The sequence below is a fragment of the Agrobacterium tumefaciens genome (assembly GCF_009649785.1).
Taxonomy (GTDB): Bacteria; Pseudomonadota; Alphaproteobacteria; order Rhizobiales; family Rhizobiaceae; genus Agrobacterium; species Agrobacterium tumefaciens.
The window spans coordinates 14,915-32,990 of sequence record NZ_WJOK01000023.1 but is presented as its reverse complement, the minus strand read 5'-3'; the positions used below and the strand labels follow the sequence as shown (position 1 = coordinate 32,990).

Here is an 18,076-nt window from a genome sequence, read left to right as displayed (position 1 = left end):
GGTGCGATTACGATGCGAAAACAAGGCGTTCCAGTTTGCCGAGCGTCTGCTGACCCAGTTCGATAGCCCCAAAACCCTTCGCGTCCTGGAACTCGGCTTCCGTGCTGAACACCATGCCGAGCACGACCTTCGTCGCGCCGTCCTGATCCTCGAACGAAGCCCAGGCGTCGGCATGTTTCGGCCCGTTTTCGCCCCAGAGCAGCGTGTAGCCGATCCTCTCCTCAGGCCTGACCTCGATATATCGATGATGGTTCGGGAAGACAGTGCCGTCAGGTGCGATCATGTCGAACACCCACTCGCCGCCGGTTCGCAGATCGATCCTCTTCGTGCGACACGAAAACCCTTCCGGTCCCCACCATTGCGGCAGCGTCTCGGAATTCATCCAGGCCTTCCAGACGATGTTGCGCGGCGCCCTTATCGTTCGCTCCAGCACCATTGTTCGTCTGGCCACCTCGGTCAGATTGTTAAGACCGGCACCGAAGCCCTGCCGGTAACCCGCCTGCATATCCGCAGCCAATGAGGAAAGCTGCACGGTTACGACAACGCGACTGCCCTGCTCCGTCGCCGAAAAATCAGCGATCACCAGCGCCGCAGACTGCGTCACGTCGCCGGACGACACCACCTCGTAATTGACGCTGCGCAAGGCTGGCTGCAATTCCAGCCACCCGCATTCGCAGCGAATATCAGGCTGCCCATCGACCTTGCAGAGCGAAACTTCGCGTCCGCCAACTCTGGTATCGGCTTCCAGAAACTCCACGGTCACGGCGGGCGTGGGCGCTGCCCAGACAGCCCGCGCGGCAGGCGACGTCCACACTTGCCAGAGGACCGACAATGGAACAGCGACCACCCTTTCGAAGCTCAGTGTTGCAAAGCGGCCATCGCCAAGATGGGGTTCAGCACGGGTGCCGTCCTGATTGAGTTTCGACATCATTCCGTGCGCTCCTTCGCAGCCTGCATTGCAAATGCCTCCAACCGGTCGAGCCGGCTCTCCCAAATGGCCCGCTGTTCATCAAGCCATGTCCGCACCGGCTCCAGAGCCTCGGGCACGATAGCGCAGGTGCGCACCCGCCCATCCTTTGAGGTGCGGATAAGCCCCGCCTCCTCCAGTACCGACAGATGCCGCATCACGGTCGGCAAGCGCAGCCCCGTGGGAGCGGACAATTCCATGACGCGGGCAGGCCCTTGCGCGAGCTTCGTTAGAATAGACCTGCGTGTCGGATCGGCCAGAGCCTGAAAGATCAGCGATAGTTCGGGCGAATGCTTAGTCATATTGCTAACTATCATGTAGTACGGCTCTAACGCAAGGGAAACTTCGTCGATTAGCTAAGTGTTCGACCGTGAGCATTTGTTGGGAGGCCGCGTAAAAGAAAACGCCGGAGCATTGCCCCGGCGTTTCATTTTTAAGCCACCAGACCCTTGGTCAGTTCCAGCGCCTGCCGCTCGAACAGCCGGCGATAGATGCCGTCGTTCAGACGGATCAGCGCCTGGTGGTCGCCCTCTTCGACAATCTTGCCCTTGTCGAACACCAGCAGACGGTCAAGCGCCCGCACGGTGGAAAGCCGGTGCGCAATGACCAGCGTGGTGCGGCCATCCATCAGGCGCTCCATGGCCTCCTGGATCTGCACTTCGCTTTCGCTGTCGAGGCTCGATGTCGCCTCGTCCAGAATCAGCACCGGTGCATCCGCGAGGAAGGCACGGGCAATGGCGACACGCTGCCGCTCCCCGCCAGACAATTTAACGCCGCGCTCACCCACCATCGTCTCATAGCCCTTGGGAAGGGACATGATGAAGTCATGGGCGCTTGCCTGCCTCGCCGCCTGCTCGATCTCACGCCGCGAGGCGCTCGGCCGGCCATAGGCGATGTTTTCCGCCAGCGTGCGGTGGAACAGGATGGGTTCCTGCTGCACGATGGCGATCTGGCTGCGCAGGTCTGCCTGCTTTGCCTTGGCTATGTCCTGGCCGTCAATGCGGATCGAGCCGGAATTCACGTCGTAAAGCCGCTGGATAAGCTTGACGAATGTCGTCTTTCCCGACCCCGAATGCCCGACCAGCCCCACACGCTCACCCGACCTGATGGTGACTGAAAAGTCCTGATAGAGCGGGCTGGGATGCGCGCCGTATTGAAAAGTGACGTTGTCAAAAACGATTTCGCCCTTCTCTATCCTGATCGGCCTGGCATCCGGCCTGTCTTCGACACCCAAAGGCATCTTGTCGAGCAACACCAACTCTTCCATGTCGTTGACGGCACGTTGCAGATTACGGATGTGTTGACCGACATCACGCAGATAGCCCTGCAGGACGAAGAACATCGCCAGCACGAAGGTGATGTCGCCCGGCGTCGCCAGTCCCTGCTGCCACATGACAAGGCCTGTTCCCAGAATACCGGCCTGCATGGACACCATCATGAAGCCCTGGATCGTGCCGTTCAGCGTGCCGCGTTTCCATGTCCTTCGCGTACGGTTGCCCCATTTGGCCAGCACATGGCGCAACCGCGCCTCTTCGCGGGTCTCGGCGCCAAAAGCCTTGACCACCGAATTGCAGCTGACGGCATCTGCCAGCGCGCCACCAAGCTTGGTATCCCAGGCGTTTGCAAGTCTTGCCGCCGGCGATACGAAGCCCATGGAGAGCAACACGGTGACGCCGACATAGATCAGCGACCCCGTGCCCACGATCAAGCCCATGATCGGCCAGTAACTACCCAGCACGACGGTGGCGCCCACCAGCATGACGATGGAGGGCAACAGGGCGATAAGAAGCACGTCATTGAGTGAATCAAGCGCCCACATGCCACGCGTGATCTTGCGAACCGTGGAACCGGCAAAGCTGTTGGCGTGCCAGTCGGTTGAGAACCGCTGCACCCGGTAGAAACCGTTATTCGCCACATCCGCCATGGTTTTCAGCGTCAGCCTGATGATGCCGTTAAACACGAACCAGCGCAGGACTACGCTGGTCAAGCCCAGCGCCACGACGACGACAAAGGCGCGCAGCGCCCGGTCAGCCCCGTTGCCCCCGGCAATGGCATCGACGATCTGGCCGGAGAAAACCGGCACCATGACTTCGGCCAGCGTGCTGGCAATCACCAGCACAACAATAAAGCCCACCAATGCCCGCCGGTGGGTCCAATGGTGGAAAACAAAGCCGAGCACATGGCGATAGGCATCGGCGCGGAAATCGAGCTTCTTGCGAGACATTTTAACCAGCACGGCGCCATGCGTTCGGCAACCGGTCCTCAAAAACGGAAGTTGGATGGCACAGCCCGGGCGGAAAACAAAAAATGATCCCGTCAGATCAATCGGGCTATGAAGGAAAACAAAACCGCATGTGGGGCGCGCTCGGGGCGGGCCACGAATGGAAATGACCTAGTGTCGGTTCATTCCACGCGGGAGGAACTTGATGAATGATGATGTCATGCAACGCCTCCCTATGTTCGATCTGACGCGGTGAGAAATTTGTACCTGAGCTGTTCGCCGTTGCCAACCGGGTAATTGCAACCTTATGGCAAGTGATGCGAAAACGACACATCAGCTGGTGTGACGGAAACGAACGTGGCCGATGCCAATGAAAGCTTCGGCCACGTTTTTTTTTGCGTGGTGGCGCTTCCCGCCGCACCCAGGCTCCGGTGCGCGGCGAGAACATATCTGGTCAATCCATCTGGACGTTTGCGTTCTTGACGACCGGTTCCCATTTGGCGATTTCGGCCGCAACGTGGCTTTTCAGCTCATCGGGCGAAGAACCGACGATCTTGGCGCTGAATTCGGCCATGCGGGCCGCCACACCAGGATCGGCAAGCGCTTTCTTGGCCGCCGCATTCAGTGTGTCCACCACATCGGCCGGTGTGCCGGCAGGCGCAAACAGCGCGTTCCACGTGTAGGTTTCATAACCGGGTACGGTTTCGGCAATGGTCGGCAGATCCGGGAATGATGACGCCCGCTCGGCAGTCGTTACGCCAAGCGCCCGCAATGTGCCGGATTTGATGTGGCCGGACGACGACGGCAGATTGTCGAACATGATCGAAATCTGGTTGCCGAGAAGATCGTTGAGCGCGGGGCCGGCACCTTTATAGGGAACGTGCTGCATGCTCACACCGGTCATGCTCTTGAACAATTCCCCTGAAAGATGCAGCGGCGTGCCATTGCCGGAAGAGGCATAGGCATATTTGTCGGGTTCGGCTTTCAGAAGCGCGATCAATTCCGCGACGCTGTTGACGTTCAGCTTCGGATTGACAACAAGCACATTGGGAACCACGACCAGAAGCGAGACCGGGGCAAAATCCTTTTGCGGATCGTAAGGTTTTGTCTTGAGAATGAGCGGGTTCAAGGCATGGGTCGCAACGGTGCCCATGAGGATCGTGTAACCGTCAGGCTCTGCGCGTGCGACACGGTCGGCACCGAGATTACCGCCAGCACCGGCAACATTTTCAACGACGATCTGGTGACCAAGCTCATCACCCATTTTCTGTGCGATGACGCGCGCAACCACGTCGGTTGAGCCACCTGCCGCGAAGGGAACGACCAGCGTAATCGTTCGATCAGGAAAACCCTGCGCGCTCGCCGTCAGTCCCATCATGCAAAAAGAAGCAGCCGTAGCCGCAAGTTTCAACACCATACGCCGTTTCAAAGACCGGTAATTCATGAACCCTCCTGTAGAATGGCCTCCCCGCCATCAGCGCATAGTAGCTCAAATGGACCTGAGAGCAAGCAACCGGCATCGCAAACCATGCGCGAAGGCCATGCGACACGCCTGCCCTGCAACGCTTGGCGGAACCGCGCGTTATAGCGGGCACAAAGCATTGAAATACCGGGGGCAACATGGACGACAGCGTAAACATTCCCAAGATCAACCGGCTCGTGTTGCAAAACCTCATAGCTGGCCTCAGCGACGGGTTGATCCTGCTCGAAAACGACGGAACGATAGCCTGGGCCAACAAGGCCGCCCTTCAGATGCACCGTATAGAAGCGATGCCTGAGCTTGGGGAGGATGCCGCTGCCTATCGGCGAAATTTCACGCTTCGATACCGCAACAACCACCTGCTCGACGAGGGACAATATCCGCTTGAACGGCTTCTGGCGGGCGAGACCTTCGAAGATGTGACGGTAGAGATATCGCCAAGCGGCGATGAAGCGGAGTGCTGGGTCCACACGGTGCGTGGCCTCGTTCTTGAAGATGCTGGCGCAAAACCCGATGTTCTGGTCCTGATCATCCGGGACGAAACGCCGCGTTTTGAGGCGGAGGCGCGCTTCGAGAGCGCCTTCAATGCAAATCCGGCGCCGGGACTGATATGCCGGCTGGAGGACAAGCGTTTCATCCGCGTCAATCAGGGTTTCCTTGAGATGACCGGGTTCAGCCGTGAAGAGATCATCGGCATCAGTGTCGAGGAACTCGGACTGTTTTCCGAGTGCGATACAGGCGAGGACGCCCTGAAAAAGCTGGAGGATGGCCGGCTCATCCGTCAGCGCGAGGCGCTCATTCCCATCCCCGGCGGCGACAGGCTGGTCATCGTGGCCGGCGAAACGATCGCCGTTGCCGAAGAACCGTGCATGCTGTTCACCTTCGCCGATCTGGACGGCCGCCGCAAAGCCCAGAACGCTCTGCGACAGAGCGAGGAGCGCTTCTTCAAATCCTTTCGCCTGTCGCCTGTCCCGGCAGCGATTTCGAGGCTGAACGACTTCGTTCTGATGGAAGTCAATGACGCGTTTCTGGTCCTGTGCGGACGCAACGAGGCCGAAGTCGTGGGCAAGACGGCCAGCGAATTGCGGCTGTGGGAGGACGCGGGCGCGCGCCGCGATCTCGAAAGGCGGCTGAAGGACAACATTCCCATCCGCGATGAGAACATGCGCATGAATCTTTCCGGTGGCGGTTTGGCAGAATGCATCGTTTCCGCCGAACGCGCCGAGATCAACGATCAGCTCTGCGTCATCTGGGCGATACAGGACGTGACTGAGCGGCGTAGAACCGAGAACGAACTGATTGAAGCGATCGAAAGCGTCATGACCGATACATCCTGGTTCAGCCGGACGGTTGTCGAGCGGCTGGCGGGGCTGCGTCAGAACTCCCGCGGCACAACGTCTTCAGCCTCCCTCAAGGATCTCACAGAGCGCGAGGAGCAAATCCTGTCACTGATCTGCGATGGATGCAGCGACAAGGAAATGAGCGACAGGCTGAACCTGTCCAAGCATACGATCCGCAACCATATCGCCTCACTCTACGGCAAGATCGGCGTCAACCGCCGCACCGCCGCCGTGATCTGGGCACGCGAGCGCGGTTTTACCGGCCATAGGGAAAAATAACCGCAGCCGAACGCGAAAATAGGTCAGTTTGTACCAGTTCAACTAGTAGCTATTGCTCTGCAAACTGTGATTTTCCCGAACTACCTTACCATCATGCCGTTACCAACAGCGGCACCCTCTAACGATGGAAGGAGTTCGTCATGGACAATAACCGTATCGAAGGTATCGCCCGTCAAGCCAAGGGCACAATCAAGGAAGCAGCCGGCAAGATCACTGGCAACGACAAGCTTCAGGCAGAAGGCAAGGCCGAGAAACTGGCTGGCCAGGCGCAGGAGAAGCTCGGACAGGCAAAGGACGCCGTCAACAAAGTTCTCAAGTGAACCATCTATGTTCAAGGCAGGAGGTTTCACGATGATGCTCTCGTGCGATGCAAACCAGGTGTCAAGCTGCGATCCCCAGGAGATCAGCCTGTGCGCCGCGTTGCAAGCCGTGATCGCCTATGCGGACGGGCAGGAAAAAAGCTCGATCTCCGTCACCTCCGTGGAGGGCCGTATTGTGCTCTCCGGAGAGGTGGAAACACTCTCTGCCTTCGAACATGCGGTCATCATCGCAGAATGTTTCGCGTCGCGGCCCATCATCGCCGACCTGGCGATACGGCAGCGGCCTTGCACCTATCTGGAGACGCCGTCCCGGCGCATCCATCTAGCGAATAACAACAGGAGTGAAAAACAATGAAGACATTCGTTCTCGCAACCGCGATTGCAACCCTGGCCCTTGCCCCGATTGCTTCAGCCGAAACGAAGCACAATGCAAAGCGCCCCATGGAAACCGCGCAGAAGGAACGCGTCGGCACCCTGTCGTGCGAAATTGCCGGCGGCGTCGGCCTTGTGGTCGGCTCCAGCAAGAGCGTGGCCTGCGAGTTTCGCCAGCGCTCCGGCAAGACCGAGCGTTATACCGGCACGATCGGCAAGCTCGGTCTCGACATCGGCGTAACCGGCAAGACCTATATGAGCTGGATCGTGCTGAACACCGCAGCCAGCCGCGTGGGTGACGGTGCGTTGAGCGGCAACTATGTTGGTGCCTCCGCTGCCGCATCGGTCGGCGTGGGCTTGGGCGCCAATGCACTGATCGGCGGCAATGCCAAGAACTTCGCGCTTCAGCCGCTCAGCGCCGAAGTCGGCACCGGCGTTAACATCGCTGCGGGTGTCTCGCGTCTGCAGTTGAAGCGTGCGGGCTAAACCTTAAAAAAACCGGCGGCGCGGGCTCGGGACGGTTATCGTCTTCGAGCCCGCGCCGTCTGGCGCAGATCAGGCCCCAATATCAGGGTTTGGGGTGAGGCATCATCTCGCCCATCGGGCCGTCGCCTTTTGGCCCGCGCATCATATCCTCTTTAGGACCATGATGCGGCGGACGGCCTGCCGGTCCAAGTGCCTCGATAGTGCCATCCTGACGGACGACATAGCTTGCCCGCAGGACACCCCTGTCGAAACGGCCCTGAACGCTGACCGCTTCATCGACAGTCACGACCTTCCCATTATCGCCCTCGGGGCCGGTATCGATGAGTGCGCGGCCGCTATCATCCTGAACGATGAACTTGTTGCCGAAAATCTCGGCGACCTTGCCCTTCAGGGTCACGAGATTTCCTTCCTTGACGGTGGAAATGGCAACGGGTGTCATCGGCGCCATCTCGGGTGTCGGGCGTGTCAGCTTCACCGCACCGGCTCCGGCAGCGGCTCCAACGGCCAGCATGGCGACGGCCGCAAAGGCGAACGCGGCGGTTTTACGGCGATGTTTCCGGTGCGGCGGCACGGGAGTGTCAGAAGTGGCCTTCGGTGCTGCGATTTCGTTAATCTCTTCAGAGTGGGACATGATGGTCTCCTGTTTGATTGACAGGGCCTTTTTACCTGCCAGGCACCACCAGCAGCCTGAACCTTGTGGTTCAGGTTGAGTTAAGCCTTCCGGGCCTAGTTAAAACACCGCCCACGAAACCGAAACGGCAGGACCATGCGCATACTTCTCGTTGAAGACGATACCGATCTTTCCCGGCGCATCGCAGCCAGCCTGCGGGCGGAAAATTTTGTCGTCGACATCGCGCAGAATGGCGAGGATGCCGAACATGCCGGGCTTACCGAACTTTACGACGTGGCCGTTCTCGATCTGGGATTACCGAAAATCGATGGCGTATCGGTTCTGAAATCATGGCGGTCGGCGCAGCGGAACCTGCCCGTACTCGTTTTGACCGCGCGTGACGGATGGCCGGACAAGGTGGCGAGTTTCAAAGCTGGAGCAGACGATTTTCTCACCAAGCCGTTCAAGGTAGAAGAACTGGTGCTGCGGCTGCGTGCACTCGTTCGCCGCGCCACCGGCCACGCCGCCTCCGCCATCACCTGCGGTTCGCTCATCTTCGATGCGCAGCTCGGAACCTTCGAACAGGACGGCTTGCCGTTGAAGCTGACCGCGCTGGAGTGGCGGGTCCTCTCCTGCCTCATCCTGCGCAAGGAAGTGGTGGTCGACCGCCGCGAACTCATCGAACGGGTCTATGAGGGCGATGCGGAAGTGGATTCCAATTCCATCGAAGTGATCATTGCCCGCCTGCGGCGCAAGATCGGTGCCGGGCATATAGAGACCGTTCGCGGGCGCGGTTACATGCTGAAGGCAGAGCCATGAGGGAATTTTCGGCCATTCCGGGTTCGTCGATCTCGCGCCGCCTCACGGTTTTTTCCGTAGTTTTCGTCACCGCGACCGTGATCGTCGCCTCCATCATACTCTATCTCATCGTTGCCGCCGTGGTGCGTGAACAGATCGACCAACGGCTCGACACGCAGATAGAGGGATTGCGGAGCGCGCTCTCCGGCAGCGCAAGCGGCGGCGTGACACTTAACGCCGCGCTGGACGGCCCGCCATTCGACAGGCGCGGCTCCGGCTGGTACTGGCAGATCACCGGCGAGGGTGTAGCGATCGTCTCTCGGTCGCTCGCGGGGCAAACCATAACCAACCCGCCCTCCCCGTTCGAATGGCGCAAAATGATGGGCCACGGCCCTCGTCCCGGCGCGAATGCCGATTTTCACGGCGAGGAGATCTATCTCAGATCCATTCAAACCATGGTTGGACAGCGCCTCGTCGAAATCACTGTCACTGCGCCGCAATTCGCGCTGGTTGCACCCGCCCGCAGCGCGCTTCTGTGGTTGATACCTGCCATGACCCTCTTGGGCGCGAGCCTCGTCGGCGGTATTTTCCTGCAGGTCAGATATGGTCTGCGACCACTGCGGCAACTCACCGCCGATATTTCCTCGATTTCGGCAGGCACACTCGACAGGTTGCCGGAGGCGGATGTCGAGGAACTGCGTCCAGCCTCGGGCGAAATCAACCGTCTCGTGGAGCAGAATAGCGAGAGGCTTGCGGAAACACGTCTGCACTTTGCAAATCTCGCCCATGGTCTGAAAACCCCGGTGACAAGCCTCTACCTTGCCCTCAACGAAACCAACGACCCGGATCGCGAAATGCGTGCGCTTGTGGACAGGATCGACCAGCGCATCCGCCACCATCTGGCAAGAGCCCGCAAGACCGCAGCAGGCGGCACGGCCACGGTGACCGCGCTCAAACCGAGGATCAACGATATCGTTGATATCATGTCGCGTATTCATGCCGACCGGGGGATTGTCGCAACGGTCGATGTGGACCCCGAGTTGCTATTGCAGATCACACCTGAGGATCTGGACGAGATCGTTGGCAATATCATCGACAACGCATTCAAATGGGCAAAAAGCGCGGTTCGTATTTCCGCGAAAAAGACCGGACGCGACGTCTGGATCGTGATCTCGGACAATGGACCTGGCATCGAGGATGCCCGCATTTCCGAGGCTTTCCAGCCGGGCAGACGCATGGACGAGACCGTTCCGGGTGACGGCTTCGGTCTTACCATCGTCAAGGAACTTGTCGAGCTTCATGGCGGCAGCATCAGGCTGGAGCGCGGCGAAAATGGCGGACTTACCTGTTCGCTGACCCTGCCGGCAGGATCTTGAGGAAAGCCCGCCTTTCCCTTTGTTGACCCTGCTGCGCAGCAGCGGTAAATACAGGTTTCGAAGCAGGGAGATTTATGCACAGAGGTTGAAAATCTGACCGCCCATCGCGGTTTCAGCCGGCTCGGAAAACGGAGCTGACCCTTTGGCATGTCTAATTCTGCGGAATTTCCATGAATATCAAATCTATCGACATCCGGCCGTTTGACGCGGCAGCGGAAACGCAAATCCTGTCACGCATCTGGCTTGATGCCTCGCTGCTGGCACATCCCTTTATCGGCACGCAGCGTTTGCGCGAGCAGCAAAGACTGATCGAAGATACCTATCTGCCGCTATCGGAGACTTTCGTCGCGGCGCAGGCCGGTGACCCTGTCGGCTTCATCAGCCTGCTCGACAGTTTCATCGGAGGCCTGTTCGTCGCACCGGCACAACAGGGCAAGGGTATCGGGCGCAGGCTCATCGCCCACGCGCTTGATCTCAAGGGTGAATTGTCGCTTGAGGTCTATACCGCCAATGAGCAGGCGATGCGGTTTTACCGTTCGCTCGGCTTCCTTGAAGTCTCGCGCAGGTCGACTGACGATGACGGCCTGCCCTTCGAGAATGCCCGCCTGTCACTCAAGGCCTGAAAACAAATCCGGGCAGCCACAGGGCTGCCCGGACGATCTGATGCTTGTCGCAATCAGCCAAACAGCACAAGGCTGCTTTTGACCGTGACCCACACGCCCCAGAGAAGTGGTATGCCGACGGCTGCCCAGGCCAGTGCAGCCTTGGCGTCCAAACCACCCCTGCCGATACCGAAGGAACCGGTGGGCCCTGCATTGGCGGCGGCGGTCTTGGCCTGAAGTGTCGCAACCTCCGCATCCGACATGAACCATTTCTCCGGCAACGGCCGGACAAACGCGTTGGCGATGAGGCCGATCGCGAGCATCCCCGCCAGGATGTACATGGTGCTGGTATAGAGTGCGGGACCCGGCGCGACACCGGCCGCAATCTGCGCTTCGCGGATGTAGTTGACGACAACAGGCCCGGCGATACCGGCCGTTGCCCATGCCGTCAGCAGACGGCCATGGATCGCGCCGACGAACTGCGTGCCGAAGATGTCGGCAAGATAGGCGGGAATGGTTGCAAAGCCGCCGCCGTACATCGACAGGATGATGCCGAGGGCAAGAACGAAGAACGCCTTGGAACCCACCGTTGCCAGCGTCGGGGCCAGCGCATAAAGAATGATGCCAAGCACGAAGAAGCAGAAGTAAGTGTTCTTGCGGCCGATTTTGTCGGACATGGAAGCCCAGAAGAAGCGGCCACCGATGTTAAACAGCGACAGCAGGCCCGTGAACCCGGCCGCGATGGCGGCGATCGATGCTTTCTGCTCGATATTGAGGTCCGCAAAACCAACGCCGGGCAGACCGATCAACGAACCCGCGAAAATCTCCTGCAACATTGGCGATGCCATGCCGATCACGCCGATACCCGCTGACACGTTGAGGCACAGAACCGCCCAGATGAGCCAGAACTGCTTCGTCTTGTGCGCATCACGCAGATGAACGTGACGATTGGTGATCATGGCACTTTTGGCCGCCGGGGCCGTCCAGCCTTCCGGACGCCAGCCCGCCGGTGGAATGCGGTAACCGAAGGCACCCGCCATCATGAAGACGAAATAGATCAATGCCATGACGACGAACGTTTGCCAGACACCGACTGAAGTATCCGTCTTGAAGGTATTCATGAGCAGATTGGCAAGCGGTGCGCCGATCATAGCACCGCCGCCGAAGCCCATGATGGCCATGCCGGTTGCCATGCCGCGCCGGTCCGGAAACCATTTGATCAATGTCGAGACCGGCGAGATGTAACCGAGACCAAGACCAACGCCGCCGATGACACCTGCCCCGACCCACATCAGCCAGAGCTGGTGCGTCATCACGCCAAGCGCTGCAACCAGAATGCCGCCGCACCAGCAGCAGGCGGAAACGAAGCCGGCCTTGCGCGGCCCGACCCTTTCCAACCAACCGCCCCAGATCGCCGCCGAGCATCCGAGCAAGACGAAGAAGAGCGTATAGATCCAGCCAAGATCGGCCACACGCCAGTTGCACTCGGTGGTGAACAGCGCCCCGACAAGGGTGAGGCTGGAGCAACTGGGGTCCGTTGCCGGCAATGCCTTCGACAGCGGCAGCCAGAAGACGCTGAAGCCGTAGGCCATGCCGATACACAAGTGAATGGCCAGAGCCGCCGGCGGCACCAGCCAGCGGTTGAAGCCCGGTTTTGCTATGATCCGTTCGCGGTCTAGAACCCCGGCTTGCGCCGGCCCTCCCGCAGATACGCCTGCTACTGCCATCGACACTACCTCCCTCGTGAATGTCTGGACAACCATGATACGCCCGCATTGGCCGCATCGACCGGGCGTTACCGAGATCGCCGGATGTCCCCCATCCGGCAATACCTGTTTGCGGCGTGTTACCGCCTGGCTTTACGTGGTTTCGGGAATGCTCGGTTCGGACAAGGACTCGCCCGCAGCAACGCCCTTGCCCTCCGGCGTTCCCGTGGCATCGTTGCCAAGCCCGACCGCATCGGCGGCGGACACCCCGGGCCTCTTGATCTTGAGCGCTGCTGCGAGCACCAGCGGCAAAAACTCCCCGGCACCGGCATCAACAATCTCGAAAAACCGTTTGCGCATACGGGGTTCCCAGAATTTGTTAATGTGCGTGGCGACCCCCTCAACGCGGATATCCTCCGGCTGGGAAAGGAAAAAAGTCGCGATCTGGTTCGCCATTCTCACCAGTTTTTCGTCGGTGTGATTAAGCAACATGGCTGTTTTCCCCGCGCCGCCTGACGGACGACGTTCACGTTTTCAAAAGGCCGGGATTGCCCCGGCCCCGATTATTCGGCCGCCTCGAGCTTGCCTGCGATCCGCCGCGAACGGCGGCTGAGCGCGTCATATCCTTCCTGCCATTCGGTCGGCCCGTTCGAGGGCGAGACCTGAACCGCAGTGACCTTGTATTCCGGACAGTTCGTCGCCCAGTCGGAGTAGTCGGTGGTAATGACGTTTGCCTGCGTGCCCGGATGGTGGAAGGTGGTATAGACCACCCCCGGCGCAACGCGATCGGTGATTAGCGCCCGTAGCGTCGTATCGCCCGAACGGCTGGCAAGCTTGATCCAGTCACCATCCTTGACGCCACGCTGTTCGGCATCATGCGGATGGATTTCGAGACGATCCTCCTCATGCCAGACGACGTTTTCGGTGCGCCGTGTCTGCGCGCCGACATTGTACTGCGACAGGATACGGCCGGTGGTGAGCAGCAGCGGAAAGCGCGGGCCGGTACGCTCGTCCGTCGCCACATATTCGGTGCGGATGAACTTGCCCTTGCCGCGCACGAACCCGTCCACATGCATGATCGGCGAGCCTTCCGGGAATTTTTCGTTACACGGCCACTGCACCGAGCCTCTGCTCTCCAGATAGTCATAGGAAACGCCGGCAAAGCTCGGCGTCGTCGCCGCGATTTCATCCATGATCTGCGACGGGTGCGTATAGCTCCAGTTCAGCCCCATGGCCTGAGCCAGCTTCTGGGTGACCTCCCAATCCGAATAGCCGTTTTTCGGCGACATGACCTTGCGCACACGATTGATGCGGCGTTCGGCATTAGTGAACGTGCCATCCTTTTCGAGGAAGGTGGAACCCGGCAGAAAGACATGCGCGTAGTTCGCCGTCTCGTTCAGGAACAGGTCGTGCACGACAACACATTCCATCGCGGCAAGACCGGCTGAAACATGCTTGGTGTCCGGGTCCGACTGGAGGATGTCTTCGCCCTGAATGTAGATGCCCTTGAAACTGCCATCGACGGCTGCATCCAGCATGTTGGGGATGCGCAGCCCCGGCTCGTTGTTGAGGGTAACGCCCCAGAGCTTTTCGAATATTTCCCGGGTGGCATCGTCGGATATATGGCGATAGCCGGGGAGCTCATGCGGGAAGGAACCCATGTCGCAGGAACCCTGCACATTGTTCTGGCCACGCAACGGATTGACGCCGACACCAGGGCGACCAATGTTGCCGGTCGCCATGGCAAGATTGGCAATCGCCATGACGGTCGTGGAACCCTGGCTGTGTTCGGTAACGCCAAGCCCGTAATAGATTGCGCCATTGCCGCCCTTGGCAAACAGCCTGGCGGCACCGCGCAGCTCCTCGGCGGGAACGCCGGTAAAGCTTTCTGTTTCCTCCGGGCCATGCTGCGGTTCGGCCACGAACGCGGCCCAGTCCTCAAATTCCGACCAGTCGCAACGCTCGCGGATGAAGGCCTCGTCGAACAATCCTTCTGTAACGATGACATGGGCAAGGGCTGTCAGCACGGCGACGTTCGTTCCAGGCTTCAGCGGCAAATGGAACGACGCCTCCACATGCGGCGTGCGAACGAGATCGATGCGGCGCGGATCGATGACGATCAGCTTTGCGCCCTGGCGCAGCCGCTTCTTCAGGCGTGAGCCGAACACCGGGTGCCCGTCTGTCGGGTTGGCGCCGATGACGAGGACAACATCCGAATGTTCGACGGAATCGAAATTCTGCGTTCCGGCAGAGGTGCCGAACGCCTGCCCCAACCCGTACCCCGTCGGCGAATGACAGACGCGGGCGCAGGTATCGACATTGTTGTTGCCGAAACCGGCGCGGATGAGCTTCTGGACCAGAAAGGTCTCTTCATTGGTGCAGCGGGAAGAGGTGATGCCGCCGATGGATTCGCGGCCATAGGCTCCCTGAATGCGCTGGAATTCGGAGGCGACATGGGCAAATGCCTCGTCCCAGGTCACTTCGCGCCACGGGTCGCTGATCTTTTCACGGACCATCGGGTTGAGAATGCGGTCGCGGTGGCTGGCATACCCATAAGCAAAGCGACCCTTGACGCAGGAATGGCCACGGTTTGCCTGACCGTCCTTCCACGGCACCATGCGAACCAGCTCCTCTCCGCGCATCTCCGCCTTGAACGAACAGCCGACGCCGCAATAAGCGCAGGTGGTGACCAGCGAATGTTCCGGCTGGCCAATGGCGATCACCGATTTTTCAGTCAGCGTCGCCGTCGGACAGGCCTGCACGCAGGCGCCGCAGGAAACGCATTCGGAATCAAGAAATGCCTCGTGCGCGCCGGGCGAAACGCGGCTTTCGAAGCCGCGCCCTTCGATCGTCAACGCGAACGTTCCCTGCACTTCCTCACAGGCGCGCACGCAGCGGGAACAGACGATGCACTTCGACGGATCGTAGGTGAAATACGGGTTGCTCTCGTCCTTGGGCATCCAGTTGGCGTTGAGGTCGCCATCGCCGGCACGGGCCTTCACATGGTTGTCGCCATCATAGCCGTAACGCACGTCACGCAGGCCGACGGCGCCGGCCATATCCTGCAATTCACAGTCGCCATTTGCGGCGCAGGTGAGACAGTCGAGCGGGTGGTCGGAGATATAAAGCTCCATCACACCCTTGCGGATCTGCTTCAGGCGTTCCGTCTGGGTGTGGACGACAAGACCGGCCGCCACTGGCGTGGTGCAGGAGGCGGGGGTGCCATTGCGGCCCTCCACCTCGATGAGACAGAGGCGACAGGAACCGAAGGCATCGACCATATCGGTGGCGCAGAGTTTGGGAACATCGATGCCCGCTTCTCTCGAAGCACGCATGATTGACGTTCCCGCCGGCACGGTGATCTCGCGGCCGTCTATCGTTAGCGTGACCATCTCTGTCGAGGTGGATTTTGGTGTTCCGTAGTCGATTTCAGATATAAGGGCCATGGTCTTACTCCGCCGCTTCGACACGTGGGATGGGTGCAAAATCCTGCGGGAAGTGCCTGAGCGCGCTCATCACGGGATAAGGCGTGAAACCGCCTAGCGCGCAGAGCGAACCGAACTTCATGGTTTCGCAGAGATCCTCAAGCAGCGCCGTATTTCGCTCTGCTTCTATTCCAAGGGAAATCTTGTCCACCGTCTCGACACCGCGTGTCGAACCGATCCGGCATGGCGTACACTTTCCGCAACTTTCGACGGCACAGAATTCCAGGGCAAAACGCGCCTGGCGCAGCATATCGGCGGTGTCGTCAAAGACGACAATGCCGGCATGACCGATCAGGCCGCCAGCGGCGGTAAATGCCTCGTAGTCGAACAGCGTATCAAACAGCGACACCGGGAAATAAGCGCCCAATGGGCCGCCGACCTGAACCGCCTTGACCGGCCGGCCAGTAATGGTGCCGCCACCGATTTCGTTGACCAATTGCCCGAGCGGCAGACCGAAAGCGGTCTCGTAAAGTCCGCCATGTCTGATGTTTCCGGCAAGCTGGATCGGGATTGTGCCGTGCGAACGACCAATGCCGAAATCCCGGTAGAACGCCGCGCCGCGATCCATGATCACAGGGATCGAAGCGAGAGAAATGACATTGTTGACTACCGTCGGTTTGCCGAACAGCCCCTGCAGGGCGGGAAGCGGCGGCTTGGCGCGCACCGTGCCGCGCTTGCCTTCGAGACTGTTGAGCAGCGAGGTTTCCTCACCGCATACATAGGCTCCGGCGCCCATGCGCACCTCGAGATCGAACGCGCGACCCGAACCGAGCACAGACGCGCCGATCACCCCTTCTCGCCGGGCAATGTCGATGGCTTTTTCCATTGTCCTAACGGCATGGGGATATTCGGAGCGGGTGTAGATGTAGCCCTTCGTTGCACCAACCGCGAGGCCGGCAATGGCCATGCCCTCGATAAGGACAAAGGGATCGCCTTCCATGATCATGCGGTCGGCAAAGGTGCCGCTGTCGCCCTCATCCGCATTGCAGACGATGTATTTCTGATCGGCGGTGGCATCCGCCACGGTTTTCCACTTGATACCGGTCGGAAAGCCGGCGCCACCCCGTCCGCGAAGGCCGCTATCGGTGACCTGTTTGACGATCTCCGCGGGGGTGAGTGCGACGGCTCTCTCCAGCCCCTTCATGCCCTTGTTGGCACGGTAGTCTTCCAGCGAAAGCGGATCGGTCACGCCGCAGCGCGCAAACGTCAGGCGCGTCTGATTCTTCAGAAAAGGGATTTCTTCGGTCAGCCCAAGACAGAGCGCATGATCGCCGCCATGAAGAAAATCTGCATCGAACAGCCCGGAAACATCAGAAGCTTTGACCGGACCATAAGCAACGCGGCCATGATGGGTGTCGACCTCTACCAGCACTTCAAGCCAGAGCAGGCCGCGCGAACCGTTGCGGACAAGGCGAATGTCAAGATTGCGGGCCGCGGCCTCACCTTGGATTGCTTCGGCAACGCGGTCGGCACCAACGGCGAGTGCTGCGGAATCGCAAGGCACGAAAACGGTCACGCTCATCGACGCACCTCCGCCAGAATGTCGCCAAGACAGTGCTCATCCACTCTGGCATGAACCTCGCCATCCAGCATCAGCGCGGGTGCCTGGGCGCAGAGCCCGAGACAGAAGACCGGCTCGAGTGTGACCGAGCCATCCTTTGCCGTCTGGTGCCAGTCGAGACCAAGTCTCCCCTTGATGGTGTCGGCAAGAGACTCGCAGCCCATCGACTGGCAAGCCTCGGCCCGACAGAGCTTCAGCACATGGCGCCCGCCGGGATGGTCGCGGAAATCGGGATAGAAGCTCACAACACCATGCACTTCGGCACGCGATACGTTGAGGGCCAGGGCGATCACCTGTTTGACGCTATCAGGCACATAGCCGAATTCTTCCTGCACCCTGTGCAGGATGGGCAGCATTGGCCCTTCCATATGCAGACAGTCGTCAATGATAGCCTGCACACGCGTCGCCTCATCTGCGGCGACAGCACGAATATTCATGAGCCAGTCCTCCCAAACCGACAGGTGGCGGGCGTT

17 protein-coding genes are annotated in these 18,076 nt (G+C 59.9%); 7 read left to right on the top strand and 10 right to left on the bottom strand.

Annotation, left to right across the window (positions count from 1 at the left end):
* Positions 1–7 precede the first annotated feature (7 nt).
* The 4 genes from GH784_RS21235 to GH784_RS21220 all read right to left on the bottom strand — a co-directional run bounded on the left by GH784_RS21235 (position 8) and on the right by GH784_RS21220 (position 4,632).
* On the bottom strand, positions 8–931 hold the full coding sequence (locus GH784_RS21235) for an SRPBCC family protein (protein WP_153793721.1): 924 nt from the start codon (positions 929–931) through the stop codon (positions 8–10).
* Positions 928–1,269 (bottom strand): ArsR/SmtB family transcription factor, encoded by a 342-nt coding sequence (locus GH784_RS21230; protein ID WP_025594895.1) that lies wholly within the window; start codon positions 1,267–1,269, stop codon positions 928–930. The genes GH784_RS21235 and GH784_RS21230 overlap by 4 nt, the downstream gene beginning before the upstream one ends.
* 131 nt (positions 1,270–1,400) lie before the next feature.
* The gene (locus GH784_RS21225) at positions 1,401–3,191 is read right to left on the bottom strand and encodes an ABC transporter ATP-binding protein (protein ID WP_153793720.1); all 1,791 of its coding nucleotides are present in this window, start codon (positions 3,189–3,191) and stop codon (positions 1,401–1,403) included.
* Positions 3,192–3,642: 451 nt separating this feature from the next.
* Positions 3,643–4,632 (bottom strand): Bug family tripartite tricarboxylate transporter substrate binding protein, encoded by a 990-nt coding sequence (locus GH784_RS21220; protein ID WP_025594897.1) that lies wholly within the window; start codon positions 4,630–4,632, stop codon positions 3,643–3,645.
* Between the two features lie 176 nt (positions 4,633–4,808).
* Here GH784_RS21220 and GH784_RS21215 point away from each other — a divergent pair, with 176 nt between their 5' ends.
* From GH784_RS21215 to GH784_RS21200, 4 genes are all read left to right on the top strand, one after another.
* Complete coding sequence (locus GH784_RS21215; protein ID WP_153793719.1) at positions 4,809–6,287, top strand: PAS domain S-box protein; 1,479 nt, start codon at positions 4,809–4,811, stop codon at positions 6,285–6,287.
* A 140-nt stretch (positions 6,288–6,427) separates the two neighbouring features.
* The gene (locus GH784_RS21210) at positions 6,428–6,607 is read left to right on the top strand and encodes a CsbD family protein (protein ID WP_004431371.1); all 180 of its coding nucleotides are present in this window, start codon (positions 6,428–6,430) and stop codon (positions 6,605–6,607) included.
* 7 nt (positions 6,608–6,614) lie between these two features.
* Positions 6,615–6,962 carry a BON domain-containing protein gene (locus GH784_RS21205; protein ID WP_019566731.1) on the top strand — a complete coding sequence of 116 codons (348 nt, stop codon included), beginning with the start codon at positions 6,615–6,617 and terminating at the stop codon, positions 6,960–6,962.
* Entirely contained in the window at positions 6,959–7,465 is a 507-nt protein-coding gene (locus tag GH784_RS21200) for a DUF992 domain-containing protein (RefSeq protein WP_004431368.1), read from the top strand. The genes GH784_RS21205 and GH784_RS21200 overlap by 4 nt, the downstream gene beginning before the upstream one ends.
* Before the next feature lie 82 nt (positions 7,466–7,547).
* Here the strand turns inward: GH784_RS21200 and GH784_RS21195 are convergent, their stop codons facing one another.
* Positions 7,548–8,096 (bottom strand): hypothetical protein, encoded by a 549-nt coding sequence (locus GH784_RS21195; RefSeq protein ID WP_153793718.1) that lies wholly within the window; start codon positions 8,094–8,096, stop codon positions 7,548–7,550.
* A 135-nt stretch (positions 8,097–8,231) separates the two neighbouring features.
* On the opposite strand from GH784_RS21195, the gene GH784_RS21190 reads away from it, so the two are divergent.
* From GH784_RS21190 to GH784_RS21180, 3 genes are all read left to right on the top strand, one after another.
* A complete protein-coding gene (locus GH784_RS21190) occupies positions 8,232–8,894 on the top strand; it encodes a response regulator transcription factor (protein ID WP_065705589.1) in 663 nt (220 codons plus the stop codon).
* Positions 8,891–10,249, top strand: coding sequence for a sensor histidine kinase (locus GH784_RS21185; RefSeq protein WP_153793717.1), 1,359 nt, complete (start codon positions 8,891–8,893; stop codon positions 10,247–10,249). Before GH784_RS21190 ends, GH784_RS21185 begins: the two co-directional genes overlap by 4 nt.
* A 170-nt stretch (positions 10,250–10,419) precedes the next feature.
* Positions 10,420–10,872, top strand: a complete 453-nt coding sequence (locus GH784_RS21180; RefSeq protein WP_153793716.1) for a GNAT family N-acetyltransferase — start codon at positions 10,420–10,422, stop codon at positions 10,870–10,872.
* A gap of 53 nt (positions 10,873–10,925) precedes the next feature.
* Here the strand turns inward: GH784_RS21180 and GH784_RS21175 are convergent, their stop codons facing one another.
* From GH784_RS21175 to GH784_RS21155, 5 genes are all read right to left on the bottom strand, one after another.
* Complete coding sequence (locus GH784_RS21175; protein ID WP_153793715.1) at positions 10,926–12,578, bottom strand: OFA family MFS transporter; 1,653 nt, start codon at positions 12,576–12,578, stop codon at positions 10,926–10,928.
* Between the two features lie 132 nt (positions 12,579–12,710).
* Positions 12,711–13,049: a formate dehydrogenase subunit delta gene (locus GH784_RS21170; protein WP_004431362.1), complete on the bottom strand. Its 339-nt coding sequence runs from the start codon at positions 13,047–13,049 to the stop codon at positions 12,711–12,713.
* A 71-nt stretch (positions 13,050–13,120) separates the two neighbouring features.
* Complete coding sequence (gene fdhF, locus GH784_RS21165; RefSeq protein WP_153793714.1) at positions 13,121–16,003, bottom strand: formate dehydrogenase subunit alpha; 2,883 nt, start codon at positions 16,001–16,003, stop codon at positions 13,121–13,123.
* Positions 16,004–16,007: 4 nt separating this feature from the next.
* Positions 16,008–17,564, bottom strand: coding sequence for a formate dehydrogenase beta subunit (locus GH784_RS21160; protein WP_153793713.1), 1,557 nt, complete (start codon positions 17,562–17,564; stop codon positions 16,008–16,010).
* The gene (locus GH784_RS21155; RefSeq protein ID WP_065661920.1) at positions 17,561–18,040 is read right to left on the bottom strand and encodes a formate dehydrogenase subunit gamma; all 480 of its coding nucleotides are present in this window, start codon (positions 18,038–18,040) and stop codon (positions 17,561–17,563) included. Before GH784_RS21155 ends, GH784_RS21160 begins: the two co-directional genes overlap by 4 nt.
* Positions 18,041–18,076: the final 36 nt, after the last annotated feature.